28 protein-coding genes are annotated in these 26,298 nt (G+C 72.7%); 18 read left to right on the forward strand and 10 right to left on the reverse strand.

The features are described from left to right. The first annotated feature begins 74 nt into the window (after window positions 1–74). The 6 genes from hemL to ccsB are packed head-to-tail and all read left to right on the forward strand — an operon-like array spanning window position 75 to window position 6,133. Complete coding sequence (gene hemL, locus O7622_RS05905) at window positions 75–1,412, forward strand: glutamate-1-semialdehyde 2,1-aminomutase (RefSeq protein WP_282312215.1); 1,338 nt, start codon at window positions 75–77, stop codon at window positions 1,410–1,412. A 3-nt stretch (window positions 1,413–1,415) separates the two neighbouring features. Beyond that, window positions 1,416–2,063, forward strand: coding sequence for a histidine phosphatase family protein (locus O7622_RS05910; RefSeq protein ID WP_013283542.1), 648 nt, complete (start codon window positions 1,416–1,418; stop codon window positions 2,061–2,063). Beyond that, on the forward strand, window positions 2,063–2,638 hold the full coding sequence (locus tag O7622_RS05915; protein ID WP_282312216.1) for a TlpA disulfide reductase family protein: 576 nt from the start codon (window positions 2,063–2,065) through the stop codon (window positions 2,636–2,638). Before O7622_RS05910 ends, O7622_RS05915 begins: the two co-directional genes overlap by 1 nt. Then, window positions 2,638–3,540 carry a cytochrome c biogenesis protein CcdA gene (locus tag O7622_RS05920; RefSeq protein ID WP_282312217.1) on the forward strand — a complete coding sequence of 301 codons (903 nt, stop codon included), beginning with the start codon at window positions 2,638–2,640 and terminating at the stop codon, window positions 3,538–3,540. The genes O7622_RS05915 and O7622_RS05920 overlap by 1 nt, the downstream gene beginning before the upstream one ends. Next, a complete protein-coding gene (locus O7622_RS05925; RefSeq protein ID WP_282312219.1) occupies window positions 3,540–5,159 on the forward strand; it encodes a cytochrome c biogenesis protein ResB in 1,620 nt (539 codons plus the stop codon). Before O7622_RS05920 ends, O7622_RS05925 begins: the two co-directional genes overlap by 1 nt. Beyond that, on the forward strand, window positions 5,159–6,133 hold the full coding sequence (ccsB, locus tag O7622_RS05930) for a c-type cytochrome biogenesis protein CcsB (protein WP_282312220.1): 975 nt from the start codon (window positions 5,159–5,161) through the stop codon (window positions 6,131–6,133). Before O7622_RS05925 ends, ccsB begins: the two co-directional genes overlap by 1 nt. Here the strand turns inward: ccsB and O7622_RS05935 are convergent. After that, the gene (locus O7622_RS05935) at window positions 6,102–6,326 is read right to left on the reverse strand and encodes a hypothetical protein (RefSeq protein WP_282312223.1); all 225 of its coding nucleotides are present in this window, start codon (window positions 6,324–6,326) and stop codon (window positions 6,102–6,104) included. The genes ccsB and O7622_RS05935 overlap by 32 nt on opposite strands. Before the next feature lie 96 nt (window positions 6,327–6,422). Between O7622_RS05935 and O7622_RS05940 the strand changes: the two genes are divergently transcribed. Then, window positions 6,423–7,904: an ATP-binding protein gene (locus O7622_RS05940; RefSeq protein WP_282312225.1), complete on the forward strand. Its 1,482-nt coding sequence runs from the start codon at window positions 6,423–6,425 to the stop codon at window positions 7,902–7,904. A 9-nt stretch (window positions 7,905–7,913) separates the two neighbouring features. Here O7622_RS05940 and O7622_RS05945 read toward each other — a convergent pair whose 3' ends face one another. After that, window positions 7,914–8,384: a MarR family winged helix-turn-helix transcriptional regulator gene (locus O7622_RS05945; protein WP_282312227.1), complete on the reverse strand. Its 471-nt coding sequence runs from the start codon at window positions 8,382–8,384 to the stop codon at window positions 7,914–7,916. A 63-nt stretch (window positions 8,385–8,447) separates the two neighbouring features. Here O7622_RS05945 and O7622_RS05950 point away from each other — a divergent pair, with 63 nt between their 5' ends. The 3 genes from O7622_RS05950 (at window position 8,448) to mqnP (ending at window position 11,459) form a co-directional block, all read left to right on the forward strand. Beyond that, window positions 8,448–9,002: a carboxymuconolactone decarboxylase family protein gene (locus O7622_RS05950; RefSeq protein ID WP_282312228.1), complete on the forward strand. Its 555-nt coding sequence runs from the start codon at window positions 8,448–8,450 to the stop codon at window positions 9,000–9,002. 94 nt (window positions 9,003–9,096) lie between these two features. Further along, window positions 9,097–10,557 carry a menaquinone biosynthesis decarboxylase gene (locus O7622_RS05955; protein ID WP_282312229.1) on the forward strand — a complete coding sequence of 487 codons (1,461 nt, stop codon included), beginning with the start codon at window positions 9,097–9,099 and terminating at the stop codon, window positions 10,555–10,557. After that, complete coding sequence (mqnP, locus tag O7622_RS05960; RefSeq protein WP_282312230.1) at window positions 10,554–11,459, forward strand: menaquinone biosynthesis prenyltransferase MqnP; 906 nt, start codon at window positions 10,554–10,556, stop codon at window positions 11,457–11,459. The genes O7622_RS05955 and mqnP overlap by 4 nt, the downstream gene beginning before the upstream one ends. 21 nt (window positions 11,460–11,480) lie before the next feature. Here the strand turns inward: mqnP and O7622_RS05965 are convergent, their stop codons facing one another. Further along, window positions 11,481–12,446 (reverse strand): terpene synthase, encoded by a 966-nt coding sequence (locus O7622_RS05965; protein WP_282314053.1) that lies wholly within the window; start codon window positions 12,444–12,446, stop codon window positions 11,481–11,483. Between the two features lie 142 nt (window positions 12,447–12,588). On the opposite strand from O7622_RS05965, the gene O7622_RS05970 reads away from it, so the two are divergent. Then, entirely contained in the window at window positions 12,589–13,233 is a 645-nt protein-coding gene (locus O7622_RS05970; RefSeq protein ID WP_282312232.1) for a UbiX family flavin prenyltransferase, read from the forward strand. A gap of 57 nt (window positions 13,234–13,290) precedes the next feature. Here the strand turns inward: O7622_RS05970 and O7622_RS05975 are convergent, their stop codons facing one another. Further along, window positions 13,291–13,557, reverse strand: coding sequence for a BldC family transcriptional regulator (locus O7622_RS05975; RefSeq protein WP_013473529.1), 267 nt, complete (start codon window positions 13,555–13,557; stop codon window positions 13,291–13,293). Window positions 13,558–13,814: 257 nt separating this feature from the next. Between O7622_RS05975 and O7622_RS05980 the strand changes: the two genes are divergently transcribed. Together O7622_RS05980 and O7622_RS05985 are read left to right on the forward strand one after the other, a co-directional pair. After that, a complete protein-coding gene (locus O7622_RS05980; RefSeq protein WP_282312234.1) occupies window positions 13,815–14,273 on the forward strand; it encodes an Lrp/AsnC family transcriptional regulator in 459 nt (152 codons plus the stop codon). A gap of 119 nt (window positions 14,274–14,392) precedes the next feature. Beyond that, the gene (locus tag O7622_RS05985) at window positions 14,393–15,487 is read left to right on the forward strand and encodes a PLP-dependent cysteine synthase family protein (protein WP_282312236.1); all 1,095 of its coding nucleotides are present in this window, start codon (window positions 14,393–14,395) and stop codon (window positions 15,485–15,487) included. Between the two features lie 16 nt (window positions 15,488–15,503). Here the strand turns inward: O7622_RS05985 and O7622_RS05990 are convergent, their stop codons facing one another. Together O7622_RS05990 and O7622_RS05995 are read right to left on the reverse strand one after the other, a co-directional pair. Next, window positions 15,504–16,124, reverse strand: coding sequence for a putative glycolipid-binding domain-containing protein (locus O7622_RS05990; RefSeq protein WP_282312237.1), 621 nt, complete (start codon window positions 16,122–16,124; stop codon window positions 15,504–15,506). Window positions 16,125–16,228: 104 nt separating this feature from the next. Next, on the reverse strand, window positions 16,229–16,438 hold the full coding sequence (locus O7622_RS05995) for a DNA-binding protein (RefSeq protein ID WP_255368150.1): 210 nt from the start codon (window positions 16,436–16,438) through the stop codon (window positions 16,229–16,231). A gap of 157 nt (window positions 16,439–16,595) precedes the next feature. On the opposite strand from O7622_RS05995, the gene O7622_RS06000 reads away from it, so the two are divergent. Together O7622_RS06000 and O7622_RS06005 are read left to right on the forward strand one after the other, a co-directional pair. Further along, entirely contained in the window at window positions 16,596–16,847 is a 252-nt protein-coding gene (locus tag O7622_RS06000) for a flavin reductase (protein ID WP_282312241.1), read from the forward strand. Next, window positions 16,840–17,061 (forward strand): hypothetical protein, encoded by a 222-nt coding sequence (locus O7622_RS06005; RefSeq protein WP_282312242.1) that lies wholly within the window; start codon window positions 16,840–16,842, stop codon window positions 17,059–17,061. Before O7622_RS06000 ends, O7622_RS06005 begins: the two co-directional genes overlap by 8 nt. A gap of 79 nt (window positions 17,062–17,140) precedes the next feature. On the opposite strand, the gene O7622_RS06010 is transcribed toward O7622_RS06005, so the two are convergent. From O7622_RS06010 to O7622_RS06020, 3 genes are all read right to left on the reverse strand, one after another. Beyond that, window positions 17,141–19,042, reverse strand: a complete 1,902-nt coding sequence (locus tag O7622_RS06010; RefSeq protein WP_282312243.1) for a DEAD/DEAH box helicase — start codon at window positions 19,040–19,042, stop codon at window positions 17,141–17,143. Between the two features lie 190 nt (window positions 19,043–19,232). Next, window positions 19,233–20,870, reverse strand: coding sequence for a hypothetical protein (locus tag O7622_RS06015; protein WP_282312244.1), 1,638 nt, complete (start codon window positions 20,868–20,870; stop codon window positions 19,233–19,235). Window positions 20,871–20,979: 109 nt separating this feature from the next. Further along, window positions 20,980–22,629, reverse strand: a complete 1,650-nt coding sequence (locus O7622_RS06020; RefSeq protein ID WP_282312245.1) for an NlpC/P60 family protein — start codon at window positions 22,627–22,629, stop codon at window positions 20,980–20,982. 222 nt (window positions 22,630–22,851) lie between these two features. Here O7622_RS06020 and mqnE point away from each other — a divergent pair, with 222 nt between their 5' ends. The 3 genes from mqnE to O7622_RS06035 are packed head-to-tail and all read left to right on the forward strand — an operon-like array spanning window position 22,852 to window position 24,756. Then, complete coding sequence (gene mqnE / locus O7622_RS06025) at window positions 22,852–24,021, forward strand: aminofutalosine synthase MqnE (protein ID WP_282312246.1); 1,170 nt, start codon at window positions 22,852–22,854, stop codon at window positions 24,019–24,021. Between the two features lie 7 nt (window positions 24,022–24,028). Then, window positions 24,029–24,457 carry a hypothetical protein gene (locus O7622_RS06030; RefSeq protein WP_282312247.1) on the forward strand — a complete coding sequence of 143 codons (429 nt, stop codon included), beginning with the start codon at window positions 24,029–24,031 and terminating at the stop codon, window positions 24,455–24,457. A 26-nt stretch (window positions 24,458–24,483) separates the two neighbouring features. Next, window positions 24,484–24,756, forward strand: a complete 273-nt coding sequence (locus O7622_RS06035) for a DUF4229 domain-containing protein (protein ID WP_091414468.1) — start codon at window positions 24,484–24,486, stop codon at window positions 24,754–24,756. 70 nt (window positions 24,757–24,826) lie between these two features. On the opposite strand, the gene O7622_RS06040 is transcribed toward O7622_RS06035, so the two are convergent. Further along, window positions 24,827–26,164, reverse strand: coding sequence for a C39 family peptidase (locus O7622_RS06040; protein ID WP_282312251.1), 1,338 nt, complete (start codon window positions 26,162–26,164; stop codon window positions 24,827–24,829). Window positions 26,165–26,298: the final 134 nt, after the last annotated feature.

The following is a 26,298-nucleotide window of genomic DNA, read 5'->3' on the forward strand; positions in this document are numbered from 1 at the left end:
GCGGGTGAGCCTGGTAACCCCGGTTGCGGGGTGCCTGCCAGGCAGCGCTCCGGCGCTGACACAATGGCCCCATCGTGACCGAGACCTTTTCCGCCGGATCCGGCCGCTACCCGGCCGACGCCCCGGCCTCCGAGGCCCTGTTCGACCGCGCCAAGGCCGTCGTGCCCGGCGGGGTCAACTCTCCCGTGCGCGCGTTCCGTGCCGTCGGCGGCACCCCGCGCTTCATGGTCCGGGGGGAGGGTCCGTGGCTCTTCGACGCCGACGGTCGGCGCTACGTCGACCTGGTCTGCTCCTGGGGTCCGCTCATCCTCGGCCACGCGCACCCGGCAGTGGTGGAGGCGCTGCGTGAGGCGGCGACGCTCGGCACCAGCTTCGGCACGCCGACGCCGGGTGAGGTCGACCTGGCCGAGGAGATCATCGCGCGTACGCCGGTGGAGCAGGTGCGCCTGGTCAACTCCGGCACCGAGGCGACCATGTCGGCCATCCGGCTGGCCCGCGGCTTCACCGGCCGCGCCAGAATCATCAAGTTCTCCGGCTGCTACCACGGCCACTCGGACGCGCTGCTCGCCTCCGCCGGCTCCGGCGTGGCCACGTTCGGCCTGCCCGACTCGCCCGGCGTGACCGGCGCGGCAGCGGGCGACACCATCGTGCTGCCGTACAACGACCTGCGCGCGGTCGAGGAGGCGTTCGCCGCCGAGGGGCAGCACATCGCCGCGATCATCACCGAGGCCGCCGCCGGCAACATGGGCGTGATCGCGCCCCGCGACGGTTTCAACTCCGAGCTGGCCCGGATCGCGCACGCCAACGGCGCGCTGCTCATCGTCGACGAGGTGATGACCGGGTTCCGGGTGTCCCGCGCCGGGTGGCACGGCCTCGACCCGTCGGACGCGGACCTGTGGACGTACGGGAAGGTCATGGGTGGCGGACTGCCCGCCGCGGCGTTCGGCGGGCGCGCGGAGATCATGGCGAAGCTCGCCCCGGCCGGCCCGGTCTACCAGGCCGGCACGCTGTCCGGTAACCCGCTGGCCTGCGCGGCCGGGCTGGCCACGCTGCGGCTGGCCGACGACGCGCTCTACCGGCGGCTCGACGAGACCGCCGCCGCGCTGGGCAAGCTGACCACCGAGGCGCTGTCCGCGGCGGGCGTGCCGCACCGCCTCTCCACCGCGGGCAACATGTTCTCGGTCTTCTTCACCGACGCGGACGTGCACGACTACGACAGCGCCCGCACCCAGATGGTGCCGGCGTTCAAGGCGTTCTTCCACGCGATGCTCGCCGGTGGCGTCTACCTGCCACCGAGCGCGTTCGAGTCGTGGTTCGTCTCGACCGCGATCGACGACGCCGCGTGGGAGCAGATCGCCGCCGCCCTGCCGGTGGCGGCGCGGGCGGCGGCAGCGGCGGGACACGGGGGGTAACCAGTGGCGGAGACTGTGGTGCACGTGCTGCGGCACGGCGAGGTGCACAACCCGGACGGCATCCTCTACGGCCGCCTGCCCGGGTTCCGCCTCTCCGAGCTGGGCGTGCAGATGGCCAAGGCGGCGGCGCAGGCGCTCGCCGACCGGACCGTGGTGCACGTGGTGGCCAGCCCGCTGGAGCGCGCCCAGCAGACCGCCGAGCCGATCGCGGCGCAGTTCGGTCTCTCCGTCGGCGTCGACGAGCGCCTGATCGAGAGCGCTAACTGGTTCGAGGGCAAGAAGGTCTCTCCGGGTGACGGCTCGTTCCGCGACCCGCGCAACTGGTGGGTGCTGCGCGACCCGGTGACCCCGTCCTGGGGCGAGGCGTACCGGGCCATCGCCGAGCGCATGTTCGCCGCGCTGCACGCCGCCCGGGTCGCCGCCGAGGGGCGGGAGGCGGTGCTCGTGTCGCACCAGCTCCCGATCTGGACGCTGCGCCGGCACGTCGAGCGCAAGCGCCTCTGGCACGACCCGCGCCGCCGCCAGTGCGGCCTGGCCAGCCTCACCTCGTTCCACTTCGACGGCGCCAAGATCGTCGGTATCGGGTACTCCGAGCCGGCGGCCCACCTCGTCTCGATCTCGCCGACCGCCCGGACGGCCAAGGGGGCCTGATGCTCACCCGGAGGCTCGCCGCCGCCCTGCTCGCCGCCGTGACCGCCGGTACGGCGCTGGTCGGCTGCTCCTCCGGCAGCCAGGAGAGCAAGTGCGTGGCCGACGGCTCGACTGTCACCTGCGCCCCCGACCAGCGCTCCAAGACGCCGAAGGTCAGCGGTGAACTGCTCACCGGCGGCAGCTACGACATCTCCCGCGACCGCGGCCAGGTCGTCGTGGTCAACTTCTGGGGCTCCTGGTGCGCGCCCTGCCGTGCCGAGGCGGACGACCTGGAGGCCACCTACCAGGCCACCAAGGGCTCCGGCGTGACCTTCCTCGGCATCAACGTGCAGGACAGCAAGGACAAGGCGGTCGCCTTCGAGGAGGGCCGGGTCACGTACCCGAGCATCTTCGACCCGGCCAGCCGGCAGGCGCTGAACTTCGACATCCCGCCGAACACCACCCCGGCCACAGTCGTGCTCGACCGCGAGGGCCGGATCGCCGTGGTGATCCGCCGGGCCGTCACCCGCGACGAGCTGCGGCCGATCGTCGAGAAGATCGCCGCCGAGTCGCCGCCGCCGAACGGCGCCCGCTGATGGGCGAGACGTTCCGCCAGCTCGCCGAGTCCGGACCGCTGCTGCTCGCGGTCGGCGCGGCGGCGCTGGCCGGACTGGTGAGCTTCCTGTCCCCGTGCGTGCTCCCGCTGATGCCCGGCTACCTGTCGTACGTGACGGGCTTGGCCGGCTCCGACCTGGAGGGTGCAAGGAAGGGCCCCCTATTAACGCCTCCGGTAGAGGAAGGGCCCCTTGTTAACACCGGCGCCGGTACCGGCGGCAGCGCGGGCGGCTCAGGCAGCGCGGGCGGCTCAGGTGGCGTGAGCGTCGCCGAGCGGGCGGCGCCGCAACGGACCACCGCCGCCGTCAAGGGCCGGGTGCTCGCCGGCACGCTGCTGTTCATCGCCGGCTTCACAGTCGTGTTCGTCGCCACTGCGATCCTCTTCTCCGGCGTCGGCAAGCTCTTCTTCCGGTACGAGCGCACGCTGGAGATCGTCATCGGCGCGCTCGTGGTGGTGCTCGGCCTCGGCTACGTCGGGGTGATCCCCGGCATGCAGCGGGAGTTCCGCATCCGCTGGCTGCCCTCCGCCGGGCTGCTCGGCGCACCGGTACTCGGCGCGGTCTTCGCGCTGAGCTGGCTGCCCTGCACCGGCCCGACGCTCGGCGCGGTGGTCGGCCTGGCGACCGCCGAGGGCAGCGCCGACCGGGCCGTGGTGCTCGCCGTGGCGTACTGCCTCGGGTTGGGGATACCGTTCGTCGTCTTCGGGCTGGGCTTCCAGCGCCTGCTCGGGGTGTTCCGCGCCGTCCGGCGCAACAGCCGCTGGGTCACCCGGATCGGCGGCGCGCTGCTGATCGCGATCGGCCTGGCGTTGATCACCGGCGGCTGGGTGAACGTGGTGATCTGGTTGCAGACGAACGTGGGCGTGGGCGAGGTGAGCATCTGATGACGACCGTTGACGACCGGCCGTCGACCCCACCCGCGCAGGCGCCCCGGCGGCGGGCCAACCCGGTGCTGGCCCTGCTGCGCAACTCGTGGCGGCAGCTCACCAGCATGCGTACCGCGCTGATCCTGCTGTTCCTGCTCGCCGTCGCGGCCATCCCCGGCTCGGTGCTGCCCCAGCGCGGCGTCAACCCGGAACGCGTCAACCAGTGGTTCGTCGACCACCCCGACCTCGCGCCCCGGCTGAACCAGATCGGCGCGTTCGAGGTCTTCGCCTCGGTCTGGTTCTCCGCGATCTACCTGCTGCTGTTCACCTCGCTGATCGGCTGCATCCTGCCCCGCGCCCGCGATCACGTCCGCGCGCTGCGGATGAAGCCGCCGGCCGCGCCGAAGCGGTTCGACCGGCTGCCCCAGCACGCGGTGCTGGAGGCCCCGGCCGCCGCCGATCCCGAGGCGATCGCGGCGGTGCTGCGCCGCCGCCGGTGGCGGGTCGCCGTGCGCGGCGACGAGGTCTCCGCCGAGAAGGGTTACCTCAAGGAGACCGGCAACCTGCTGTTCCACGTGTCGCTGGTCGCCGTCCTGCTCGGGGTGGCGCTCGGTTCCTGGTACGGATGGCACGGCAACCGCATCCTGGTGGCCGGCGAGGACAACGCGTTCTGCAACACCCGCCAGCAGTACGCCGAGGCGTCGCTCGGCCCGCGCGTGGACAGCTCCGACCTGCCGCCGTTCTGCCTGACGCTGGAGAAGTTCGAGGCCGACTACCTGCCGTCCGGGCTGGCGTCCCGCTACTGGGCCACGGTGACCGTGGACGAGCCGGGCGGCGCGGAACGGACCGCCGGGTTCTCGGTCAACTCGCCGCTGCGGCTCGGCTCGGCGAACGTCTACCTGCTCGGCAACGGCTACGCGCCGCTGCTGAAGTACACCGACAAGTACGGCCGCAGCCAGACCAGCGAGGCGCCGTTCCTGCGTACCGGCGACTCCAACGCGACCGAGGAGGGCGTGGCGATCTTCCCGGACGCCAACGTCGACCCGAAGACCGGCGCGCGTGCCCCGGACCAGCAGATCGCCTTCGACGGGCTCTACCTGCCGACCGCGCCGGAGAGCGCGCCGTACGTCTCGTCGCAGTACCCGGCCGAGCGGAACCCGGCGGTGAACCTGACCGCGTACCGGGGCAACCTCGGGCTGGACGCGGGCATCCCCGGCTCGGTGTACGCGCTGGACCGGCGGCAGATCGACGACGGCAAGCTCAAGGAGATCGGCACCAAGCTGCTGCGGCCGGGGGAGAAGTGGACCCTTGACGACGGCAGCACGCTGGAGTTCGTCGGCACCAAGCCGTACATCACGCTCGCGGTCCGGCACGCGCCCGGGCAGACGCTGCTGCTGGTGGCGAGCGGCACGCTGCTGCTCGGCCTGATGGGCTCGCTGTTCGCCCGGCGGCGCCGGGTCTGGTTCCGGGTTTCGCCCCCCGAGGGCGGATCTCCGACGGGCGGTAGTAGTTTGGTGGAGGCCGGTGGGCTGCCGCGCACCGAGCACCCTGGGTTCGCCGACGAGTTCGCGCAGCTCGTCGCCGCGGTGAGCGGTGACGCGCCGGACGCGCGGCGGGCGCGAGAAGGAGACGACTGATGTCCGCACTCTCCGACCAGCTGGTCGCGTTCGCGATCCTGGCGTACCTGATCGCGATGATCAGCCACGCCGTGGAGTTCGCGCTTGGCAACGCGCGGAAGGCGCCCGCGGCCGCGCCGGCGCGGGAGCTGGTCGGCGCGGGCGTCGGCGGAGCCGGCGGCACGATCGACGAGCCGGCCGTCGCGGCCACGCCGCCACGCCCGGACCGAACCGGCGCGCGAGCCGTGCTGGCCGGCCGGATCGCCGCCTGGCTCACCGTGCTCGCCGCCGCCGTGCACCTGGGCGCCGTGGTCACCCGGGGCCTCGCCGCCGACCGGATGCCCTGGGGCAACATGTACGAGTTCGTGCTGACCGGCACCTGGATCGGTGTGGCGGCCTGGCTCGTGGTGCTCTGGAAGCAGCCGTGGCTGCGCCGGCTCGGGCTGTTCCTGACGCTGGTCATGGTGCTGTTGCTGGCCTTCGCCGAGCTGAAGCTCTACGTGCCGATCGAGCCGCTGATGCCGGCGCTGCAGTCGTGGTGGTTCATCATCCACGTCTCGACGATCATCTTCGCCTCGGGCATCTTCCTGCTGGGCGTGGTGCCCGCCGCCGCGTACCTGATGCGGTCCGGCTGGGAGCAGGGGCGGCGCAGCTTCCCGTACACCCTGGCCCGCCGCCTCCCGGAGGCGGCCGGGCTGGAGCGGCTGACCTTCATGCTGCACGCCTTCTCGTTCCCGGTCTTCACGTTCGCGGTGATCGCGGGGGCGATCTGGGCCGAGGCGGCCTGGGGTCGCGCCTGGGGCTGGGATCCGAAGGAGACCTGGGCGTTCATCTCCTGGGTGGTGTACGCGGGCTACCTGCACGCCCGGGCCACGCCGAGCGTGAAGCGCAACGTGGCCACCTGGATCGCCATCGTGGGCTTCCTGACCGTGATGATGAACCTGTTCGGTGTGAACTTCTTCTTCACCGGCCTGCACTCGTACGCCGGGGTGTAGTGACCGGGCGCGCGCTCAGCACCTCGTCCACCCGGCGCGTGACCTGGTAGGCCACCTCCGGCAGGTCGGCCAGTTCGAGGCGGTCGGCCCGCAGCGCGAACTGGGCGTGCAGTTCGCGGGCCACCGCGTCGCGGATCCCGGCCTGAAGTGGGCTGAGGCCGTCCGGGTCACCCACCACGTATGCGTCGTCCATCCGCCGATGATGAACCGCCGTCGGCGACGCTGTCAGTGACGCAGAATGTAGGACTACACTTCTTAGAACTGTAGTTATAAGAAGTGTGGTGTCAGCATGCCGGTGCTCGGAAAGCCCGCAGAGATCTTCGACCGGGACGTCGAGTGGGCCGAACTGGCCCGGTTCGTGGCCGACGACCGGCCCGGCGCGACGCTCGGCGTGGTCAGCGGCCGCCGGAGGCAGGGCAAGACCCTGCTGCTGTACCAACTGGCGCAGGCGAGCGGCGGCTTCTACTTCGGCGCGACCGAGGCGACATCGACGGAATCGCTGCGCCGGTTGGGCGAGGCGCTGGGCGCGTACTCCGGCTCGCCCGGCCCCGTTCACCTGCCGGACTGGGGTGCCGCAGTCGACGCGCTGCTCGTGCTCGGACGGGAACGTCCCGTCACTGTCGTCCTCGACGAGTTCCCGTACCTGGTGCGTGCGGCCCGTGACCTGCCGTCGATCATCCAGCACGCGCTGACACCGGGGCGTCCGGAGCGGACCGGATCCCGGGCGCGGTTGTTGTTGTGCGGCTCGGCGCTGTCCTTCATGGGAGGGCTGCTCGCGGGGTCGGCGCCGTTGCGCGGACGGGCCGGGCTGGAACTCCCGGTTCAACCACTGGACTTCCGCGCCGCGGCGGCCTTCTGGCAGATCGACGACCCGCTGCTCGCGGTGCGTGTCTTCTCCGTCGTCGGCGGCACCCCGGCCTACCGTCGGGAGTACGTCCAGGACGACACCCCGGCCGGGCCGGACGACTTCGACGCGTGGGTCGTGCGGACGGTCCTGAACCCGGCCCGGCCGCTGTTCCGTGAGGCTCGGTACCTGCTGGCCGAGGATCCGGACCTGCGGGACACGGCGCTGTACCACTCGGTTCTTGCCGCTGTGGCGGAGGGGAACGCCAGTCGTGGCGGCATCGCCGGCTACATCGGGCGGAAGGCCACCGATCTCCAGCACCCGCTGACCGTGCTGGAGGACGCCGGGCTGCTGCTGCGTGAGCCCGACCCGCTGCGAAGCGGTCGCAGCAGCTACCGGATCACCGAGCCGTTGATCACCTTCTACCAGGCCGTGATGCGCCCGGCGTGGACGGCTTTGGAGCAGCGGCGCGGAGCCGACGTCTGGCGCCGCTCGCAGCGTCGCTTCGCCAGCGCGGTTCTCGGGCCTCGGTTCGAGGAGATCGTGCGGCAGTGGACGCTGCGCTTCGCCGAACCCGAGCTTCTCGGTGGGCACGTCGCCGAGGTGAGCGCTGCGACGCTGACTGACCCGGACACCCGCACGCGTCACGAACTCGACCTGGTCGCGGTGGGTGAGCCGCCGCTGGGCGACGGCCCCCGCCCGCTGTTGGCGATCGGTGAGTTCAAGTGGGGGCGCCGGCTGGGCCGGGCCGAACTCCAGCGGCTGGAGCGGATCCGGGCCCTGCTGGTACGGCGACCCGGCTTCGACGCGACCGGAGCGCGGCTGCTGCTGGCGGGCGGTCATGGCTTCGACGACGAACTCGTCGAGGCCGCGGCCGGGCGGCCGGACGTGGTCTTGGTCGACCCGGCTCTCCTCTACGGTCGCTGAGCGGTCGTCTCACCCGCCGAACCAGCCGGGGACGTCGAGGCGGAACACGTCGGCGGGGACCATCCGGCGCAGGTCGTCCTCGACGGCGGCGACCCGGTCCGCGCCGAGCGTGGCCGCCCAGCGTTCGCGTAGCTGGTCGAAGACCACAGCCGAGCGGTGCAGCCCGTCGCGGCCTTTCGCTGTCATCCGGACCAGCTTGCGGCGGGCGTCGGCAGGGTCGTCCACGCGTTCCAGGTAGCCGAGCGCGACCAGCCGGTCCACCGTCTTGCCCGCTGCCTGCTTGGAGACGCCGAGGCGTTGCCCGAGGTCGGAGGCGGTGGTGCCGGCCGGGCCGACGGCCTGGAGGACGAAGCCGTGTGCCGGTCGCAGCTCGGGGTGCCCCTGGCGGGCCAGCTCGGCGTGCAGGTCGTCGACGAGCGTACGGAAGCCGGCGAGCAGGAGCAGCGGCAGCGCAAAGCCGGGGCGGTCAGGCGTTGCCATGTTCGACAACCACGTTTACTATTTCGTCAACCACGTTGACCATCTTACGAGAGGGGTCCCGTCATGTCCCGCTTCACCGCGTACGAGCCGGACACCGCGCCCGCCGCCGCCCGCCCGGTCATGGCCGGGGTACGCCGCTCGCTCGGTCACCTGCCCGCCGCGGTCGGCCTGATGGCCGGCTCGCCCGAGCTGCTCAAGGGCTTCCTCGCCGCCAACGCCGCGTTCGAGGCCACCGACCTGGATCCGGTCGCCCGCGAGGTGGTCGTGCTGACCGTCGCCACCCGCAACGGCTGCCACCTCTGCGTGGCCATGCACACCGCGACGCTGGTCCGGCACGCCGCCGCGCCCGAGCTGATCGAGGCGCTGCGGGCCGGCACGACGTTGCCCGATTCCCGGCTGGAGGCGCTGCGCCACTTCACAGTCGCCGTGCTCGACCACCGGGGCGCGGTCCCGGACGCCGACCTGGACGCGCTGCTGGCCGCCGGATGGCAGCCGCGGCACGCGCTGGACGTGGTGCTCGGCGTCGGCACGTACACCATCTCCACGTTCGCCAACCGGCTCACCGCCGCCCCGCTCGACGAGCCCCTGATGGCTTACGCCTGGCAGCCCGCAGCCTGAGCTGCGGGTGTTAAGAAGGGGCCCCTCCTCTACCGGAGGCGTTAAAAGGGGGCCCGTCCTTACCTCCGCAGGGAGGTGCGGGAGGATGGGCGGTATGGCGGCTCGCTTCCCGTACACCGATCTCAAGGAATTTCTCGCGGCGCTGGAGCGTGCAGGCGAGCTGCGGCGGGTGAGCGCGCCGGTCGACCCCACGCTGGAGATCAGCGAGATCGTCACCCGCACCGTCCGGGCCGGCGGGCCCGCGCTGCTGTTCGAGCGCCCCACCCGGGGCGAGATGCCGGTGGCGATCAACCTGTTCGGCACCGAGAAGCGGATGGCGATGGCGCTCGGGGTGGAACACCTCGACGAGATCGGCGAGCGGATCGGCGACATGCTCAAGCCGGAACTGCCGCAGGGCTTCTCCGGGATGATGGGCGGTCTGGGCAAGGTCATGCAGCTCAAGTCGATGCCGCCGAAGAAGGTCAAGACCGCCCCCTGCCAGCAGGTGGTCTACCGCGGCGACGACGTCGACCTGAACCGGCTGCCCGGCTTGCAGGTGTGGCCCGGTGACGGCGGGATCTTCCACAACTTCGGGCTGACCCACACCAAGCACCCGGAGACCGGCAAGCGCAACCTCGGGCTCTACCGGCTCCAGCAGCACTCGCACAACACCATCGGCATGCACTGGCAGATCCACAAGAACTCCACCGCGCACCACGCGGTCGCCGAGCGGCTCGGCCAGCGGCTGCCGGTGGCGATCGCGATCGGCGCGGACCCGGTCGTGGCATACTCGGCCAGTGCGCCGCTACCGGCCGACATCGACGAGTACCTGTTCGCCGGGTTCCTCGCCGGTGAGCGGGTCGAGATGGTCGACTGCCTGACCGTCCCGTTGCAGGTACCGGCGCACGCGCAGATCGTGCTGGAGGGCTACATCGAGCCGGGCGAGCGCCTGCCCGAGGGGCCGTTCGGCGACCACACCGGCTTCTACACGCCGGTCGAGCCGTTCCCGGTGATGCACATCGAGTGCATGACCATGCAGCGCGACCCGGTCTACCACTCGATCGTCACGTCCCAGCCGCCGCAGGAGGACCACGGCCTCGGCAAGGCCACCGAACGGATCTTCGCGCCGCTGCTGCGCTTCCTGATCCCGGACATCGTCGACTACGACCTGCCCGCCGCCGGTGTCTTCCACAACTGCGCGATCGTGTCGATCCGCAAGCGCTACCCGAAGCACGCGCAGAAGGTCATGAACGCGATCTGGGGCGCGCACATGATGTCGCTGACCAAGCTGATCGTGATCGTCGACGAGGACTGCGACGTGCACGACTACAACGAGGTCGCGTTCCGCGCCTTCGGCAACGTCGACTACGCCCGCGACCTGATGGTCACCGAGGGACCTGTCGACCACCTCGACCACGCCTCGTACCAGCAGTTCTGGGGTGGCAAGGCGGGCATCGACGCGACCCGCAAGCTGCCCGAGGAGGGCTACGGCCGGGGCTGGCCGGAGGAGATGCGCATGTCGCCCGAGGTGGTCTCGCTCGTCGACAAGCGCTGGAAGGAATACGGGATCCGATGACGGCGGCAGTACAGGAACGACCCGGCCGGGTCTCGTCCTTCCTCAAGCTCGTCGCCATCGAGCACTCGGTCTTCGCGCTGCCGTTCGCGTACCTGTCGGCGCTGACCGCCATGCAGCTCAACGGCGGCCGGGTGCGCTGGCTCGACCTGCTGCTGATCACCGTGGCGATGGTCGGCGCGCGGACGTTCGCCATGGCCGCGAACCGGATCCTCGACCGGCGGATCGACGCGCGGAACCCGCGTACGGCGAACCGGGAACTGGTCACCGGCGCGGTGAGCGTGCGGACGGCCTGGACCGGCGCGGCCGTCGCGCTCGTGGTGTTCCTGGCCGCCGCGGCCCTGCTCAACCCGCTCTGCCTGGTGCTCGCGCCGCTCGCCGTGGTGCCGCTCGTGGTCTACCCGTACGCCAAGCGGTTCACCAACTGGCCGCACGCCGTCCTCGGGGTGGCCCAGGCGGTCGGCCCGGTCGGCGCCTGGCTGGCGGTCACCGGCACGCTCGACGGCTCCGGCCCGGCCTGGCTGCTCGGCGCCGCCGTCGGCCTGTGGATCGGCGGCTTCGACCTGATCTACGCCTGCCAGGACGCCGACGTGGACCGCGAGATCGGGGTGCACAGCGTCCCCGCCCGGTACGGGCTGCGCTTCGCGCTGCACGCCTCCACGGTCGCGCACGTGGTGACGTTCGCGCTGTTCATCTGGTTCGGTGCCTGGGTCGGCTTCGGCTGGCTGTGGTGGATCGGGCTGGCGCTCACCGCTGTCGCCTTCGCCTACCAGCACATGGTGGTCGGCCCCACCGACCTGAGCAAGGTCAACCGGGCGTTCTTCACCGCCAACGGCTTCGTCGGCATCGCGTTGTTCGTCCTCGCGCTGCTCGACCTGGTGATCCGGCTCGGCCTGCGGCCGTAAACGGCAACGCCGGGCACCGGGTCAGGACGTCGCGGCGACCGGGTAGCGGGCGCTCTCCAGCGTCCAGTCGACGGTACCGCGCACGGCGGCGGCCAGCCCGTCGAGGTGGGTGGCGACGGCGTCGTCGAGCGCCGGGCCGAACGACGGCGCCGCCGCCAGGAGCCCCGCGAACCGGCCCATCTCGGCACGCCAGTGCCCGGCCACCAGGTCGACCGCCGCCGGCAGCGGCACGCCCCGCTCGGCGGCCGTCGCCAGCACCAGGTTGTGCCCGCCGCCGGTGGCCCGGTCGCGCTCCAGCGAGGCGATGTCGTTGAACCAGGACAGCAGGTCGTTGGCGAGGCCGGCGAGCCGCCGCAGCGCCGGATGGTGGTAGACCGCGTCGGGCAGCGGACGCCCGGACGCGAACTCGATCAGCGGGTACGACACGTACGCCGCCGACGTGGCCCGGCGCAGCCGTACGTACTCGGCGACGCCCGGGGGGCGGCCGGACGTGGTGGCGGTGGCCTCCCGGTGGACCCCGTCGAGGTGGTCGGCGACCGCGTCGGCGAAGCGCAGCCGCCACCGGGCCGGCATCCGTCGCCGGGGCTCCCGCCACGCCTGCACCAGCAGCCGGCGCAGCGGGCCGGAGAAGCCCGGGTGGCGGGCGCGCGGGCCCTCGCGCAGCAGGGCGAGCGCCCCGTCACGCAACGCGCGGATCTGCGCCGGGGTCAGCCCGTCCCGCCCGTCGCAGGCGTCGTCGACGAGGAAGAACCAGGTGAACAACGCGGTCAGCACGCGCAGGTCGGGCTCGGTGGCGTCCGGATAGAGGCGGCCGGCGTACCGGGCGAAGCCGGCCCGCTCCAGCCGTCGCCGGGTGGCCGGGTCAGCCGGCAGGCCGAGCCGGTCGACCTGCTCCACCAGCCAGCCCTGCACGTCGTCGGCGTACGGGGAGAGGCGGGGCGGGATGGGGCAGTCGGAGCGGAGCGCCCGCAGCACCGCCGCCGTCATCACCGGCCCTTCCGTGGACGTGGATCGCCGGTCGAAGAATTTCATGCCGCGGGACGTCCCGTGAACCCACTGGACATCCCGGGCGGGCCGACCGAACGGGGGTCGCCGCCCGCCGTCCGCGGCGACCAGGCACGCTTGAGGCATGCGCGAACCATGGGTGGTGGGTGTCTCCGGGGCGTCCGGGACGCCGTACGCGGCGGCTGTCGTCCGGAGCCTGCTCGACGCCGGCCAGGCGGTGGACCTGATCGTCTCCCGGGCGGCCCGGCTGACGGTGCTGGACGAGACCGGCCGGCCCTTCCGGGACGCGCACTGGACCGAGGACCTGGCCGCCTGGCTCGACCGCGACCTCACCGGCGCGGACCTGCGGCACTGGCCCGCCGGCGACCTGGCCGCGGGCCCGAGCAGCGGCTCCTATCCGGTACGCGGCATGGCGGTGGTGCCCGCCAGCACCGCCGCGTGCGCCGGCATCGCCATCGGGCTCTCCAAGGACCTGCTCCAGCGCGCCGCCGAGGTGAACCTCAAGGAGCGCCGCCCGGTCGTCGTGGTGCCCCGGGAGACGCCGGTGACCCGCAGTCATCTGGAACATCTCATCGCGCTGCACGACGCCGGCGCGGTGGTGCTGCCGGCCAGTCCGGGCTTCTACGGCGCCGGGGCGGCGGCCTCCGCCGGGCAGCTCGTGGACTTCGTGGCCGGGAAGGTGCTCGACGCGCTCGGTGTCGAGCACACGCTGTTCCGGCGGTGGTCCGGCGAACTGGCCGCCGGTCGCCGGGAGGCGGACCCGGACTGACGGAACCGGTTGCCGACGTACGGGGCGCGGCCCTCGGCCGGACCGCGCCCCGTACGTTCAGTACATGCCGGCGTTCGCCGGTCCGGGGCCGGTGGAAGCGGTCGGGCCCATGTTGCGGGCCTTGCCCATGTCCTCCGCCTCGTCCAGCATGCCCTCCCCCTCGAGCAGGGCCCGCACCTCGGATTCCCGAAACCGGCGGTGCCCTCCTGGAGTCCGGATACTGCCGATCCGGCCGGCCGCTGCCCATCTGGTCACGGTCTTCGGGTCCACCCGAAACAGCGCAGCGACCTCACCCGGTGTCAGCAGGCGATCTCCAGTGTCCACAGCCCCCTCCTCGCGTCGACGAAGCCCCCGGCTGAACACACTGCCCCCGGCCGGTGCGAGCCCAGAGCCGTCATGAGGGACGTATGGCAATTACAGCACCGGCTACCGGACGTGTCCGCCAAACGCGAAAAACGCACACACTGGGAAGGTTAGGAAATGGTACAGGCGGAGAACCCCCGTGATCGTATGTTTGTGAAGGGTTGATCCACGGGTACCGACAGTGTTCCGTGTTCGCCGAACGGATAGGGTCACTCTCCGTGGACACGATCGACCTGAGCCTCGTGGAGTTGTTGCGGGGCAACGCCCGTCTGTCGTACGCCGAACTGGCCCGTCAGGTCGGCCTCTCCGCCCCGGCCGTGCACGAGCGGGTCGGCAAGCTGGAGTCCAGCGGCGTGATCCGGGCGTACCGGGCGGAGGTCGAGCCGGAGTCGATCGGGCTCGGCGTCACAGCGCTCATCGGCATCATCGAGGACTCCGACGCGGACACCGACGAGGTGCTGGAGTCGTTCCGTCGCATCCCCGAGATCGAGTCCTGCTACTTCATGGCCGGTGTCGAGTCCTTCCTGCTCAACGCGCGAGTCGGCACGATCGCCGAGCTGGAGCAGCTGATCGTCCGGCTGAACCGGACGGCCGGTGTGGCGTCCACCCGTACCAGCATCGCCCTGTCGACCAAGTGGGAGAACCGCCCGCAGCCGCTGGAACCTCCCACCGCCTGACACCTCTGGTCCCGGGCCGGGGGTTGCGGTGATCCGGGCCACCGGACGGGCCGGTCAGCGGCGGCAGGCCCGCCGGGTCCGGGAAAACCCGAGCCCACCACGCTTGTAACGTTGCCGACGTGACTCATCTCGACCGGTGCGACGAGACCAGCCGGCGCTGGGTGACCGAGGCCATCGCCACTGTCGAGGCGGACGCCAACCGCTCCGCCGACACCCACCTGCTGCCCTTCCCGCTGCCCCGCGCGTGGGGGATCGACCTCTACCTCAAGGACGAGTCGGTGCACCCGACCGGCTCGCTCAAGCACCGGCTGGCCCGCTCGCTGTTCCTCTACGGGCTCTGCAACGGCTGGATCGGCCCGGACACCACGATCGTCGAGGCGTCATCAGGCTCGACGGCTGTCTCCGAGGCGTACTTCGCCCGGATGCTCGGGCTGCCGTTCATCGCTGTCATGCCCGCCTCCACGTCGCCGGAGAAGATCGCCCAGATCGAGTTCCAGGGCGGGCGCTGCCACCTGGTGGACGACCCGTCGAAGGTCGTGGTGGAGGCGCGCTGGCTCGCCGAGGACAGCGGCGGCCGGTTCATGGACCAGTTCACCTACGCCGAGCGGGCCACCGACTGGCGGGGCAACAACAACATCGCCGAGTCGATCTACGCCCAGCTCGCGCTGGAACGGCACCCGGTGCCCGCCTGGATCGTGGTCGGCGCCGGCACCGGCGGCACCAGCGCCACCATCGGCCGTTACGCCCGGTACCGGCGGTTGCCCACCAAGCTCTGCGTGGTGGACCCGGAGAACTCCGCGTTCTACCCCGCCTGGCAGGCCGGTGACTGGTCGGTACGCACCGACCGCGGATCCCGGATCGAGGGCGTCGGGCGGCCCACGGTCGAGGCGTCCTTCCTGCCCAGCGTGGTGGACCGGATGGTGCAGGTGCCGGACGCCGCGTCGCTGGCCGCGATGCGGGCCGGCTCGGCGGTGCTCGGCCGCCGCGTGGGCGGCTCCACCGGCACCAACCTGTGGGGTGCGTTCGGGCTGATCGCGCAGATGCGCGCGGCCGGGCGTACCGGCTCGGTGGTCACGCTGATCTGCGATCCGGGCGACAGGTACGTCGACACCTACTACTCGGACGAGTGGGTGGCCGCCCAGGGCCTCGACCTCGCCCCGCACCTCGCCACCATCGACCGGTTCCTGACCGGCGGCACCTGGTCGGCTGCCTGAGCCCGACCCCGGCCGGTCAGCGCGGTTCGACCCGCTCGGCCAGCCCCGGGTAGCGCACCACGAAGCCGTCCGGGTCGACCTCCAGGTCGGCGGTGAACGTGCCGCTCGCGTACCGGACCCGGCCCGGGCCGAGCGAGGTGTAGACCTGCTCGGCGGGCACCACGGCCAGGCCGGGCAGCAGCACCCACGCCACAGTCACGGCTGTGGCCAGGTCGGCGGGCAGCCGCCCCAGCCCGATCCGGCGGATCGGCAGCGTGTTCGTCAGCGGCGAGCCGCCCAGATCCACGTCGAGCGCCTCGGCCAGCCGGCCCGGGTCGTCGGTGCCCGGCAGGCCCGCCGGTGGGTGGCCCGCCGCGCTCAGCGCCGCGTCCAGGTCACCCTCCTCGCCGGCACGCACGCGCCACCCGTCCCGGCCCCGTTCCAGGCGTACGCTCCGCGACCAGCCGGCTCCCTCGGACTCGACCTCCAGCCGGTTCGTCGACCAGTCCGGGCCGACGGTCAGGCGATACCGGCACGTGTACGGGATCGGATCCACGGCGAGCGCCACACCCTGGGCGGTCAGCCCCTGACCGTCGCCGAGCACGACGTGCTCGGAGCCGGCGGTGTCGGTCCGGGACCAGAAGAGCGACTTCGGCATGGTCCGGACGTTACGCGAACCGGCGGTCGGCGGCAGCGGTTGCGCGAACGCCGCCGCCGAGCGGGATGTCCCGCTGTACCCGGGCGTCAGGCCAGCGCTACTGATTACCCCTGCTCGTCGCCCTCTGTGGGGCGGGGCGGCCGGTTGTGACGGGTCCACTCGTCCACCTCGTCCGCGTCCCAGACGTTCATGCCGATCAGTCGGGCGAGCGGCTCGGGGAACCCGGGGCGGCGGGTGATCTGCAGGACCCGCTGACGCGATACGCCGAACAGGGCGGCCAGCTCGCCGGGCCCGTACAGGCGTGGTCGTCTCACACGCCGAAAGTAGGCACGACACGCAGTGGTCATTTGTCACTTACAGATTGACAACCCCCTGCGAGCTGGGGTGCGATGGGATCAGGCCCCCGCCCGGTGGCGAGTTCGCGGCGGACGGGGATGCCACCTGGACGCCGAACCATGCAGGAGGCCCCGAGTGACCCAGCGCCACGCTCCGCTGAAACCCCTTTGGGTCTGTACGGCAGACCTGCTCGACTGGCCGTGCGAGAACGCCAAGGTCGAGTTGGTCGCTGACTACGAGCGCGACCGACGCCACCTCGCCGTCGATCTGGCTGCCCTGATGCGGCAGGCAACCGATGACCTGACCCGGCTCTACTCTGAGCCGCCGGACCCCGCCGAGATGCACATCCGGTTCCTGGGCTGGCTGCGGTCGGTGCGCAATGTCTGACCCGATCGGCACCGGGCTGCTGCTGGCCGCCGTCATCGCCCAGGCGTTCGGCTGCTGGGTCGCCTGGTCATGGGGCCGGTCCGCTCGGTGCAGCCTCCGGCAGACCATCGACAAGACCATCCCGACGCCACCGCCCGACTGGCGGCCCCGTCATCGCCTGTCGCTGTGGAATGAGCCGACCCGGCGATATCCCGTCCTCACACCGGGGAGCTAGAACGGGAGCCGACATCACCACAGACGCACCGCCGCCGCCGAGCAGGTGCCCGGCGGCGGCGTCTGTGGGTGCGCGCAGATCAGTGGGTACGTGCCGGCGGGCGCCCGCCGAAGCCGCGCCTGTCGTCCCGGCCCCGCCCCTCGGCCCGGAAGCCGCCCCGGCGCTCGGCCGGTCGGGCGTCGCCCCGGTCACCGAAACGCCGCTCGGCGTGCGGGCGGTCGTCCTGGCGCCGGTCACCGAAGCCGCGCGAGCCGCTCGGCCGGTCGTCGTACCGCCGCTCGTCGCGGTCGTACCCGCGTCCGGCCGCCGGCCGCTGCCGGTCCCCGTACGGCCGGTCGGACCGCTCGCCGAAGCGCCGGTCGTCGCCGCGCTGGCCGCGGTCGTCGGACCGCTGCTCGCCGAAGCCCCGGCCGTCGGACCGCCGGTCGCCGAAACTCCGGTCGTCGCGACGCTCCGGCCGCCCGAAGCGGCGCTCGCCGCCGGACCGCTCGCCCGAGTAGCGCTCACCCGACGGCCGGTCGCCGAACCGGCGGTCACCGCCACGGTCCGCGAACCGGTCGCCGGACCGCTCGCCCGCCGGCCGGTCACCGAAGCGACGCTCGCCCCGGCCGTCACGGTCGCCGAACCGGCGTTCGCCACGGTCGGAGAAGTCGCGTCCGCCGCCGAAGCCCCGGCCGCCCCGGTCGAAGCCCCGGCCGTCGCGGTCGCCGAAGCGGCGCGAGCCGCCGCCGCGTCGCGGCTCCGGCTCGTCCCGGACCGGTACGCCGCTGGGCTCGCGCGCGCCGGTCAGCTCGGCCAGCGCCTCGTCGCCCGCCCGGACCCGGGTCTCGGCCGGCTCGACGCCCGCCTTCTCCATCATGGCCAGAGTGGTGCGGCGCTGCTTGGGCAGCACCAGCGTCGCCACGGCGCCCGACTCGCCGGCCCGGGCCGTACGGCCGGCCCGGTGCAGGTAGTCCTTGGGGTCCTTCGGCGGGTCCACGTGCAGCACCAGCGAGACGCCGTCGACGTGGATGCCGCGGGCCGCCACGTCGGTCGCGACCAGCACGGGCGTGCGGCCCTCGCGGAACTCGGCGAGCGTCCTGGTACGCATGCGCTGTGTCTTGCCGCCGTGCAGCCCACCGGCCCGCACACCGACGGCCGCGAGCTGCTCGACCAGCCGGTCCACGCCGAGCTGCGTACGGGCGAACAGCATGGTGCGGCCCTCACGGGCGGCGATGGACGCGGCGACCGCGAACTTGTCGTGCGGCGGGATCAGCAGCAGGTGGTGATCCATCGTGGACACCGCGGCGGTGGCCGGTGCGGTCGAGTGGGTGACCGGATCGGTCATGAACCGCTTGACGAGCGTGTCGACGTCGTTGTCCAGAGTGGCCGAGAACAGCAGCCGCTGCGCGTCCGCCGGAGTCTTCGCCAGCAGTTGGGTGACCTCGGGCAGGAAGCCCATGTCCGCCATCTGGTCGGCCTCGTCCAGCACGGTGATCTCGACGTCGTCGAGCCGGCACACGCCGCGCTCGATCAGGTCGCCGAGCCGTCCCGGGGTGGCCACGACGATCTCCACGCCGCGGCGCAGCGCGTCGATCTGCCGGTCGTACGGCACGCCGCCGACGGCGGTCTTCAGGAACACGCCCACCGACTTGCCGAGCGGCACGAGGGCGTCGTTGACCTGCATGGCGAGTTCACGGGTGGGGACCAGGACCAGGGCGCGGGGGTGCAGCGGCCGGGCCCGGTTGCGGTCGGCGAGCCGGGCGATCACCGGCAGGCCGAAGGCGAGCGTCTTGCCCGAGCCGGTCTGGCCGCGGCCGAGGACGTCGCGGCCCGCCAGCGAGTCGGGCAGCGTGGCCCGCTGGATCTCGAACGGGGTGGTGATGCCCTGCCGGGCGAGCGTCTCGACGACCTGCCGGGGCAGGCCGAGCGAGGCGAAGCCGACGGTCTCAGGCGTCGGGTCGACGGACGGGGACGTGCTGGATTCAGCGAACGTGGTCAAGAAATACCTCTCGAGCGGGGCGCATCTTCGCGATGGCCCGCCGCGGCCTGTCACGCCGCCGAATCGCCCGCAAGATCGCCCATGGGCGCGCGTAGTCGGGCGCGCCGGGTCAGTGTCCGGAAACAAGTGTACGGCGCATCGCCGAGTCCGCCACGGCAACGCGAAGCGGTAGTGGGCGGGCTCACCCTCGTCACTCGATGAGCACGGTCCCGGTCAGGCCGCTCAACGCGTCGTTGGCGAGGAAGACCACGAGCAGGCTGATCGCGATGAGCATGGTCAGCGCGACGGCCAGCACGATGATCACCTTGGTGTTGCCGCCCCGGGCCGCCGGGCTCTCCTCGGACCAGCCCTGGGCCAGGATGTGCCCGGTCAGCGATCCGGAGTTCTCCAGCGGGTTGCCCTGCGGGAACGACACGGTGGCGAAACCGGGCCCGTCGGTCCCGCCGTACGCGGCGCCGGCGAGATCCGGGCCGGCGGGCTGCGCGCGTACCGGACGGGTCGTGTCGGCGTCGAGGGCGGGCGTGGCCGGCGGCGGCCAGGTCGGCAGCGCCGGGGCCGGCAACGGTGGTGGCGGCGGCGGTGCCGACACGGGTGCGGCGGCCCACGACGGCAGCGCACCGTCCGGCGTGCCGGGCGTGGCCGGCGGGCTCGGCACGGCGGCCCGCGCGGGCGGGAACGACGGGCCGGGCGCCGGGGCGGGGAACAGCGGCGCGGCCAGTGGGCCCGGCCCGCCGGTCATCGCCGGTGGCGGCGGGAACGGCGGCGCGGGCATCGGACCCGGCGGGGGCGGTGGCGGCGGTACGGGCGGACCCGGCGGCGGTACCGGCGGCCCGGGGACCGGTGGCACCGGTCCGGGCGTGGGCGTCGGCGGGGTGGGCGCGGGCGGCGTGGGCAGGGGTGGCGTGGGCCGCAGCGGTGGTTCCGGCTCGGGTACCGGCGGCGCGGGCGACGGTGGCGTCGGACCGGGCACCGGGGTCGGCGCCGGCTCGGGCTCGGGGCCGTTCGGCGCCGGGGGCTGCGCGGGTTCCGGCGGCTGGACCGGCTCCGGCGGTTCCGGGTTCACCGGACCGGCCCGGTAGACGGTGGCGGCGGCGGGCGGCGCGGCCACCACGGAGGCGGCGGCCTCCTCGGCGGAGACAGGGCTCAGGCCGGGTACCGACGCGCTGGCCCGGGCGAGTGCGGACCCGGCCTGCTCGGTGCCCGTGGACGCGCCGGTGAGCGGGGCCGAGCGGCCGGCGGCGGAGGCCGGTGCCGTGTTCGGCGGAGACTTGGCCGAACCGGCTGCCGGGGACAGGGAGTCGTGGTGCGGCTCGACGGTGGTCCCGTCCGCCTGCCCGGCCGGTGCGGTGTCGCGGTCCGGTACGGCGTCGGCTGGTGCTGCCGCGTCGGCGGTCGCGACGGGCGTGGGCACGCGTGCGGAACCGGAGACGCGGGGTGCCGGGATGGCGGCCGGAGCACTGCCGGGCGTACCCGGGGAGGCGTCGCCGTCGGCCTCCGCGGAGGCGGGCTGGGACGTCGCCTGGCGTTCGCCCACGGCGAAGGCGGACCAACTGGACGGCGGCACTGTGGCGCCGGGGAGGCGCCGGTCCAGCGGCGGTGGGGTGTCCGCCGGGGCGGCCGCCCGGTACGTCGTGGGACCGGCCTGCGGCAGCGGCTGCTCGTCACCGGCGGGCGGCGGCACGGCCGAGCCCGCGACCGACACCCGTGCCCGCGCGACGGCTACCGGCCCGGGTGGGGCCGAACCGTGGTCGTCGTCGCCGGACGGGTCGGCGGGGCCGGGCGTCGGTCCCGGGTGGACCTTCTCCGCCGGAACGTCCTGCTCGCGCATCTCGCCCCTCCGCACCCACGCTCGCCTCCGGCCGTGGCGCCGACCGGAAGTGCCTGGATCTCACCGTGCCATATTCCGGCCCGGGAGCACAGCCGGAGCGGCGGTTGGGTCAGTCGGTGCTGCTGCTCGGGCTGGCGGAGCCGCTGCCGGACGTGCTGCTCGACGGCGCGACGCCACTGCTGCTCGGCGCGACGCCACTGCTGCTCGGCGCGGCGCTGCTGCTGCTCGGCGCGGCGCTCGCGCTCTGGCTCGGCGTCGGGTCGGGCGAGTCGGTCGGGCTCGGCGGTGGCGTGCTCGGCGCCGGGCTGGACGTCGTCGGCGTCGGCGTCGGCGTGGTGGGTTTCGGCGTGGTCGGCGTCGGCTTGGGCGTGGTCGACGGCGCCGGCGTGGTGGGCGTCGGCTTGGGCGTGGTCGACGGCGTCGGCGTGGCCGGCACGGTCGGCGGCGGGGCTGGGGTGGCCGGGGCGGGTACGGCACCGATCACCCGGGTCGCGGCGTAGAGCCGGGACCATCGGACCACCGAGATCTTGACGACGTCGCCGGTCCGCGGCGCCTCCACCATCTTGCCGTTGCCGATGTACATGGCGACGTGGTGGACGCTGGTCCAGCTGCTGCTGGAGGCGAAGAACAGCAGGTCGCCGGGGAGCAGGGCGTTCGGCGAGACGGTACGGGAACGGGTCGCGAAGTACTGGTCCTTGGCGACGCGGGGCAGGCCCCGGTAGCCGGCCGCCTGGTAGGAGGCGAGCATCAGGCCCGAGCAGTCGAACCGGTCCGGGCCCTCGGCGGCCCACAGGTAGGGGTCACCGAGCTGGGCGAGGGCGTAGCGCACGGCGGCGAGCGCCCGTGGGTCCGCCACCAGGCCGTCGATGCTCTGATCGACCACGTACGAGGTGCCGAGCCGCTGTTCGGCGGCGTCCGCCAGGCGTTCGATCTCCAGGAGCTTGGCCGCGTTCTCCTTGCGCAGCGCGACGAGCGTCGTTTCCTGCTTGCGCAGGTCGGCCTCGGCGCGGGTGTACGCGGTGGTCTGCTCGGTGGCCCGGCGCTGGGCCGACTCGTGTGCCTTCCGGGCGGCCTCCTCGGCGCCGGTGGCGCGCAGGAGTTCGCCGGTCACCGACGTGGTGGCGCCCTCGGCCTTGTCGCCCCGGGTGATGCGCTGGAGGTTGGCGAAGTCGCGCAGGCTGGCGCCGAACTCACCGGGCGGCACCGCCGCGTCGGCCTTCACGGCGTCGGCGGCGGCGCTCTTGGCGTTGTCCTGGGCGCGGCGGAGCGCGTCCTGCGCCTCCTTGAGCCGGGCGGCGGACTGGGTCAGCTCGGTCTGGGCGGCGTCCCGCGCGGTCTTGATCCGGAGCAGTTCCTCGCCGAGGAGGGTGACCCGGGCGTCGAGCTGGTTGATCTGGGCGATCAGCGGGCCGTCGGCCGGGTTGGTCCCGCCGGTGGTGCCCGGCAGGCCCGCAGTGCCGCCCGGGGTGGTGACGCCGGGCAGGCCCGGGACGGCGCCGGGGAGGCCGGGAACGGCGCCCGGTACGCCGGGTACGCCGCGGACGGCGCCGGACGAGCCGGGCAGTTGCAGGGGGCCGGTGACCTGGGGCCGGGAGCCGGTGTCGGGTACGACGTCGGGCAGCGGGTCGGCCCAGGCGGGTGTGGCGAGCGCCGCGGCCGCGACCGCCCCCAGGAGGGCGGACCAGAGCGCCGGGCGCAGGATCGGTGAGATCACCGGCTGCCGTCCTCGTCGCCGTCGGGCCTTGGTGCTGTGAGCCATACCGCTCCCCGTCCGGTCTGGGGTCCGTCACGCGTGGTTGGGGCGTGTCGGGACAGGACGGCCCTGGTGTGTGTTCCGCCCCACCCTGTCTTACCTCACGGTTGCGACGATGTCGATGTGCGGAGCGTGACCACGGGTGAACCGGCACGACCACGTCGGCGGCCGGTCGGACCCGCGACGTACGCTCGATCGGGAACCCAGGTGGAAGGACGTGGCTTTCGGATGGACGCCGGACTCAAGCGCGAACTCGAGGCGAAGGTGTACGCGGGGGAGCGGCTGACCCGCGAGGACGGCATCGCCCTCTACGCCAGCGACGACCTGACCTGGCTGGGCCGGCTGGCCCACCACAGGCGCACCGAGATCAACGGCGACCGGGTGATGTTCAACGTCAACCGGCACCTGAACCTGACGAACGTCTGCTCGGCGTCGTGCGCGTACTGCTCGTTCCAGCGCAAGCCGGGCGAGAAGGACGCCTACACGATGCGTATCGACGAGGCGGTCCGCAAGGCCAAGGAGATGGAGGACGAGCAGCTCACCGAGCTGCACATCGTCAACGGCCTGCACCCGACGCTGCCCTGGCGCTACTACCCGAAGGTGCTGCGCGAGCTGAAGACCGCGCTGCCGAACGTCAACCTCAAGGCGTTCACCGCGACCGAGGTGCAGTGGTTCGAGAAGATCAGCGGGCTGACCGCCGACGCGATCCTCGACGAGCTGATGGACGCCGGCCTGGAGTCGCTCACCGGCGGCGGCGCGGAGATCTTCGACTGGGAGGTCCGGCAGCACATCGTCGACCACAACTGCCACTGGGAGGACTGGTCGCGCATCCACCGGCTGGCCCACTCGAAGGGCATGAAGACGCCGTCGACCATGCTCTACGGCCACATCGAGGAACCCCGGCACCGGGTCGACCACGTGCTGCGGCTGCGCGAGCTCCAGGACGAGACCGGCGGTTTCCAGGTCTTCATCCCGCTGCGCTACCAGCACGACTTCGTCGACTCGGCGGACGGCAAGATCCGTAACCGGATCCAGGCCCGGACCACGATGGCCTCGCCGGCCGAGTCGCTCAAGACGTTCGCGGTCTCCCGGCTGCTGTTCGACAACGTGCCGCACGTCAAGTGCTTCTGGGTCATGCACGGGCTGTCGGTCGCGCAGCTCTCGCTGAACTTCGGCGTCGACGACCTGGACGGCTCGGTGGTCGAATACAAGATCACCCACGACGCCGACTCGTACGGCACGCCGAACACCATGCACCGCGACGACCTGCTGCACATGATCTGGGACGCCGGCTTCCGTCCGGTCGAGCGGAACACCCGCTACGAGATCGTCCGCGAGTACGACGGGCCGCCGTCGCTGGCGGAGCGCCGGTCCGAGCCGCAGCAGGTCTGGGCCTGACCTGGCGATGAGCGACGAGGAACAGCAGCGCGGCTTCCCCCGGCGCGACGCCGAAGGCCGCATCCTCACCCTCGGTGACCTGCTCGGGGTGAGCCTGGCCGGCCTGGTCATCGGGGTGCTGGCGCTGCTGGTCTTCGAGTGGGCGTTCGCCACGGTCGGCGACAGCGGCTTCGGGGGTACGAACGGCTGGCTCGCGGTGATCCTGCCGCTCTGGCTGTTCTGGGACGAGTTCCGGGCCTGGGAGTTCGGCGCCGCCCGGGTGGTGGCCGCGCTGGCCGGCCTCGGGCTCGGCGTCCTCGCCGGTCTGCTGGCCGCGGGCCTGGCCTCCGGGCTGCCCGCGCTGTTCACCGGCGCGTCGGCTGCGGCGGTGTTCACAGTGGTCTACGCCGTCATCTGGTTTCATGGCGTGCACTGGCTGGCCCGGCGTACGGGCTGAGGCACGGAGAGAGTGGGAATGCGGGAATGAGCGCGGCGGTCAAGTACACGCTGGGCCGGGTCGGGCTGTTCGTCGCCGTCCTGGCAGCCCTCTGGTTCGTCGAGATGAACATGTTCCTGCGGCTGATGGTGGCGCTGATCTCCTCCGCCGCGCTGTCGTTCTTCCTGCTGCGCAACTGGCGGGACGAGATGGCCGGGGAGATGGCGGAGGCGTCGGAGCGGCGGCGCGCGGAGAAGGACCGGCTGCGCACCGCGCTCGCCGGTGAGGACGAGCCGGACGCCGAGCGCCGCGACGGCTGAGCGGACGGACGAGGGGCCCGGCGCCGCAGGTGGCGCCGGGCCCTCGTCGTTCACCGGTTGGTCGAGCGGTTCACCAGTTGGTCGAGCCCGGGACGACCGGCCACGGCCGGGCGGTCGGCTTGATCAGGTACGCGACGCCGCCGGAGCCGGAGGCCACTGTGCCGTTGGCCCGGTAGCGCTTGGTGCGCAGCCAGATCTGCTCGAACTGCTCCCGCTTGTAGACGTTGCGGACCGCGTCGTTCGACGAGGACGCCGGGTCGTTGACGATCACGTCGCCGTCGGCGGTGAAGCCGACGATCACGAACAGGTGCCCGGAGGTGCCGTAGTTGGCGCCGTCCAGCTCGCTGGCGAGGAACGACTGCGAGGTCACCACCGGGATGCCGGCCTTGATGAAGCGCTCGGCCTCGTCCAGCGAGTGCAGCCGGGTGACGCGCCCCTCCAGGCCGGGGAAGCTCGCCGCGTACGCGGTGTTGAACGGCCAGTTTCCGGCGCCCTCGTACTCGTAGTCGTAGGTCATCCGGGCGGCGTGGTCGACAGTCGGGTCGGGGTAGGTGGGGTCGACCCAGGAGACGTCCTCGGCCGAGGGCTTGCGGCCCCAGTACTCCACCACCATCTCCGTCGAGGTGGGGGAGCACCACGCCTCGCCGCCGCCGTCGTACTCGGGGTACTCGCCGATGTGGATGTTCTGCGAGTAGCGCGGCACCGCCAGCTCGGTGCCCCAGGCGATGCCGCCGCGGCTCGGCGTGACGGTGAACCGGTCCGGCACGTTCGACGCCATCGCGCCGACCATCCGCACCTGCGGCGCGGCGGCCTGGCCGGGCGCGCGGTAGAGGGTCAGCCGCAACTGGTACGAGCGCAGCAGCACCCCGGCCGAGGCGTCGTCGACGGAGAACGTGTCGGTCCAGATGCTCGACCACGGGTCGCCCTGGCCGTCCAGCGTGGACCGCTTGATGTCCTGGTCACCGGAGGCCCAGCGGCCCATGACGAACCACGGGGTCTGCTCCCCGGTGTTGTACGTGCCGTGCAGCTCGACCTGGATCCAGGTGCCGGCCGGGGTGGCGGCGTTCCAGGACGCGATCAGTTCGCTGGCGTCGAATCCGATCCGCCGCTGGGGCGAGGTCCAGGTGGCGTACTCCCAGGTGCGGGTGATGCCGGTGTGCTCGTCGGTGAACTCGGTGGTGCCCGCCGGGCGGCCGATGGTCAGCGCGGGGTGGCGGCCCGGTACGGCCCGGGTGCCCTGGTGGGAGCCGCTACGCCAGTCGGGGTAGCGGGAGAACTCCTGGAACGTGATCTGCTCGTCGTGCGTGACGCCCGGCCGCCCGTGCGCCTGGGCCGGTGCGGTGGTGCCGAGGAGGGTGAGCGCGGTGAGGCCGGCGAGGGCGACCGCGCGCAGGGATCTTCCGAACATGGCAGCTCCACAGGGAGACGGCATCGTTGCCGTTCACTGTCGCGCCTGGCGGGAAGTTTCGCCAGATGTTCAGGCATAGAAAATCATTGCCGAAGTGACGATCAGGTCGGGATGTCTAAAGATAGAGACAGATA

Origin of the sequence: Micromonospora sp. WMMD1076 (assembly GCF_029581475.1) — a bacterium.
Classification (GTDB): Bacteria; Actinomycetota; Actinomycetes; order Mycobacteriales; family Micromonosporaceae; genus Micromonospora; species Micromonospora aurantiaca.

Coding starts and splice junctions, on each gene's coding strand:
- O7622_RS05915 (WP_282312216.1), top strand. CDS start 2,063: ATGCTCACCCGGAGGCTCGCCGCCGCCCTGCTCGCCGCCGTGACCGCC.
- O7622_RS05920 (WP_282312217.1), top strand. CDS start 2,638: ATGGGCGAGACGTTCCGCCAGCTCGCCGAGTCCGGACCGCTGCTGCTC.
- O7622_RS05925 (WP_282312219.1), top strand. CDS start 3,540: ATGACGACCGTTGACGACCGGCCGTCGACCCCACCCGCGCAGGCGCCC.
- ccsB (WP_282312220.1), top strand. CDS start 5,159: ATGTCCGCACTCTCCGACCAGCTGGTCGCGTTCGCGATCCTGGCGTAC.
- O7622_RS05935 (WP_282312223.1), bottom strand. CDS start 6,326: ATGGACGACGCATACGTGGTGGGTGACCCGGACGGCCTCAGCCCACTT.
- O7622_RS05940 (WP_282312225.1), top strand. CDS start 6,423: ATGCCGGTGCTCGGAAAGCCCGCAGAGATCTTCGACCGGGACGTCGAG.
- O7622_RS05945 (WP_282312227.1), bottom strand. CDS start 8,384: ATGGCAACGCCTGACCGCCCCGGCTTTGCGCTGCCGCTGCTCCTGCTC.
- O7622_RS05950 (WP_282312228.1), top strand. CDS start 8,448: ATGTCCCGCTTCACCGCGTACGAGCCGGACACCGCGCCCGCCGCCGCC.
- O7622_RS05955 (WP_282312229.1), top strand. CDS start 9,097: ATGGCGGCTCGCTTCCCGTACACCGATCTCAAGGAATTTCTCGCGGCG.
- mqnP (WP_282312230.1), top strand. CDS start 10,554: ATGACGGCGGCAGTACAGGAACGACCCGGCCGGGTCTCGTCCTTCCTC.
- O7622_RS05965 (WP_282314053.1), bottom strand. CDS start 12,446: ATGACGGCGGCGGTGCTGCGGGCGCTCCGCTCCGACTGCCCCATCCCG.
- O7622_RS05970 (WP_282312232.1), top strand. CDS start 12,589: ATGCGCGAACCATGGGTGGTGGGTGTCTCCGGGGCGTCCGGGACGCCG.
- O7622_RS05990 (WP_282312237.1), bottom strand. CDS start 16,124: ATGCCGAAGTCGCTCTTCTGGTCCCGGACCGACACCGCCGGCTCCGAG.
- O7622_RS06005 (WP_282312242.1), top strand. CDS start 16,840: ATGTCTGACCCGATCGGCACCGGGCTGCTGCTGGCCGCCGTCATCGCC.
- O7622_RS06015 (WP_282312244.1), bottom strand. CDS start 20,870: ATGCGCGAGCAGGACGTTCCGGCGGAGAAGGTCCACCCGGGACCGACG.
- O7622_RS06020 (WP_282312245.1), bottom strand. CDS start 22,629: ATGGCTCACAGCACCAAGGCCCGACGGCGACGAGGACGGCAGCCGGTG.
- mqnE (WP_282312246.1), top strand. CDS start 22,852: ATGGACGCCGGACTCAAGCGCGAACTCGAGGCGAAGGTGTACGCGGGG.
- O7622_RS06030 (WP_282312247.1), top strand. CDS start 24,029: ATGAGCGACGAGGAACAGCAGCGCGGCTTCCCCCGGCGCGACGCCGAA.
- O7622_RS06035 (WP_091414468.1), top strand. CDS start 24,484: ATGAGCGCGGCGGTCAAGTACACGCTGGGCCGGGTCGGGCTGTTCGTC.
- O7622_RS06040 (WP_282312251.1), bottom strand. CDS start 26,164: ATGTTCGGAAGATCCCTGCGCGCGGTCGCCCTCGCCGGCCTCACCGCG.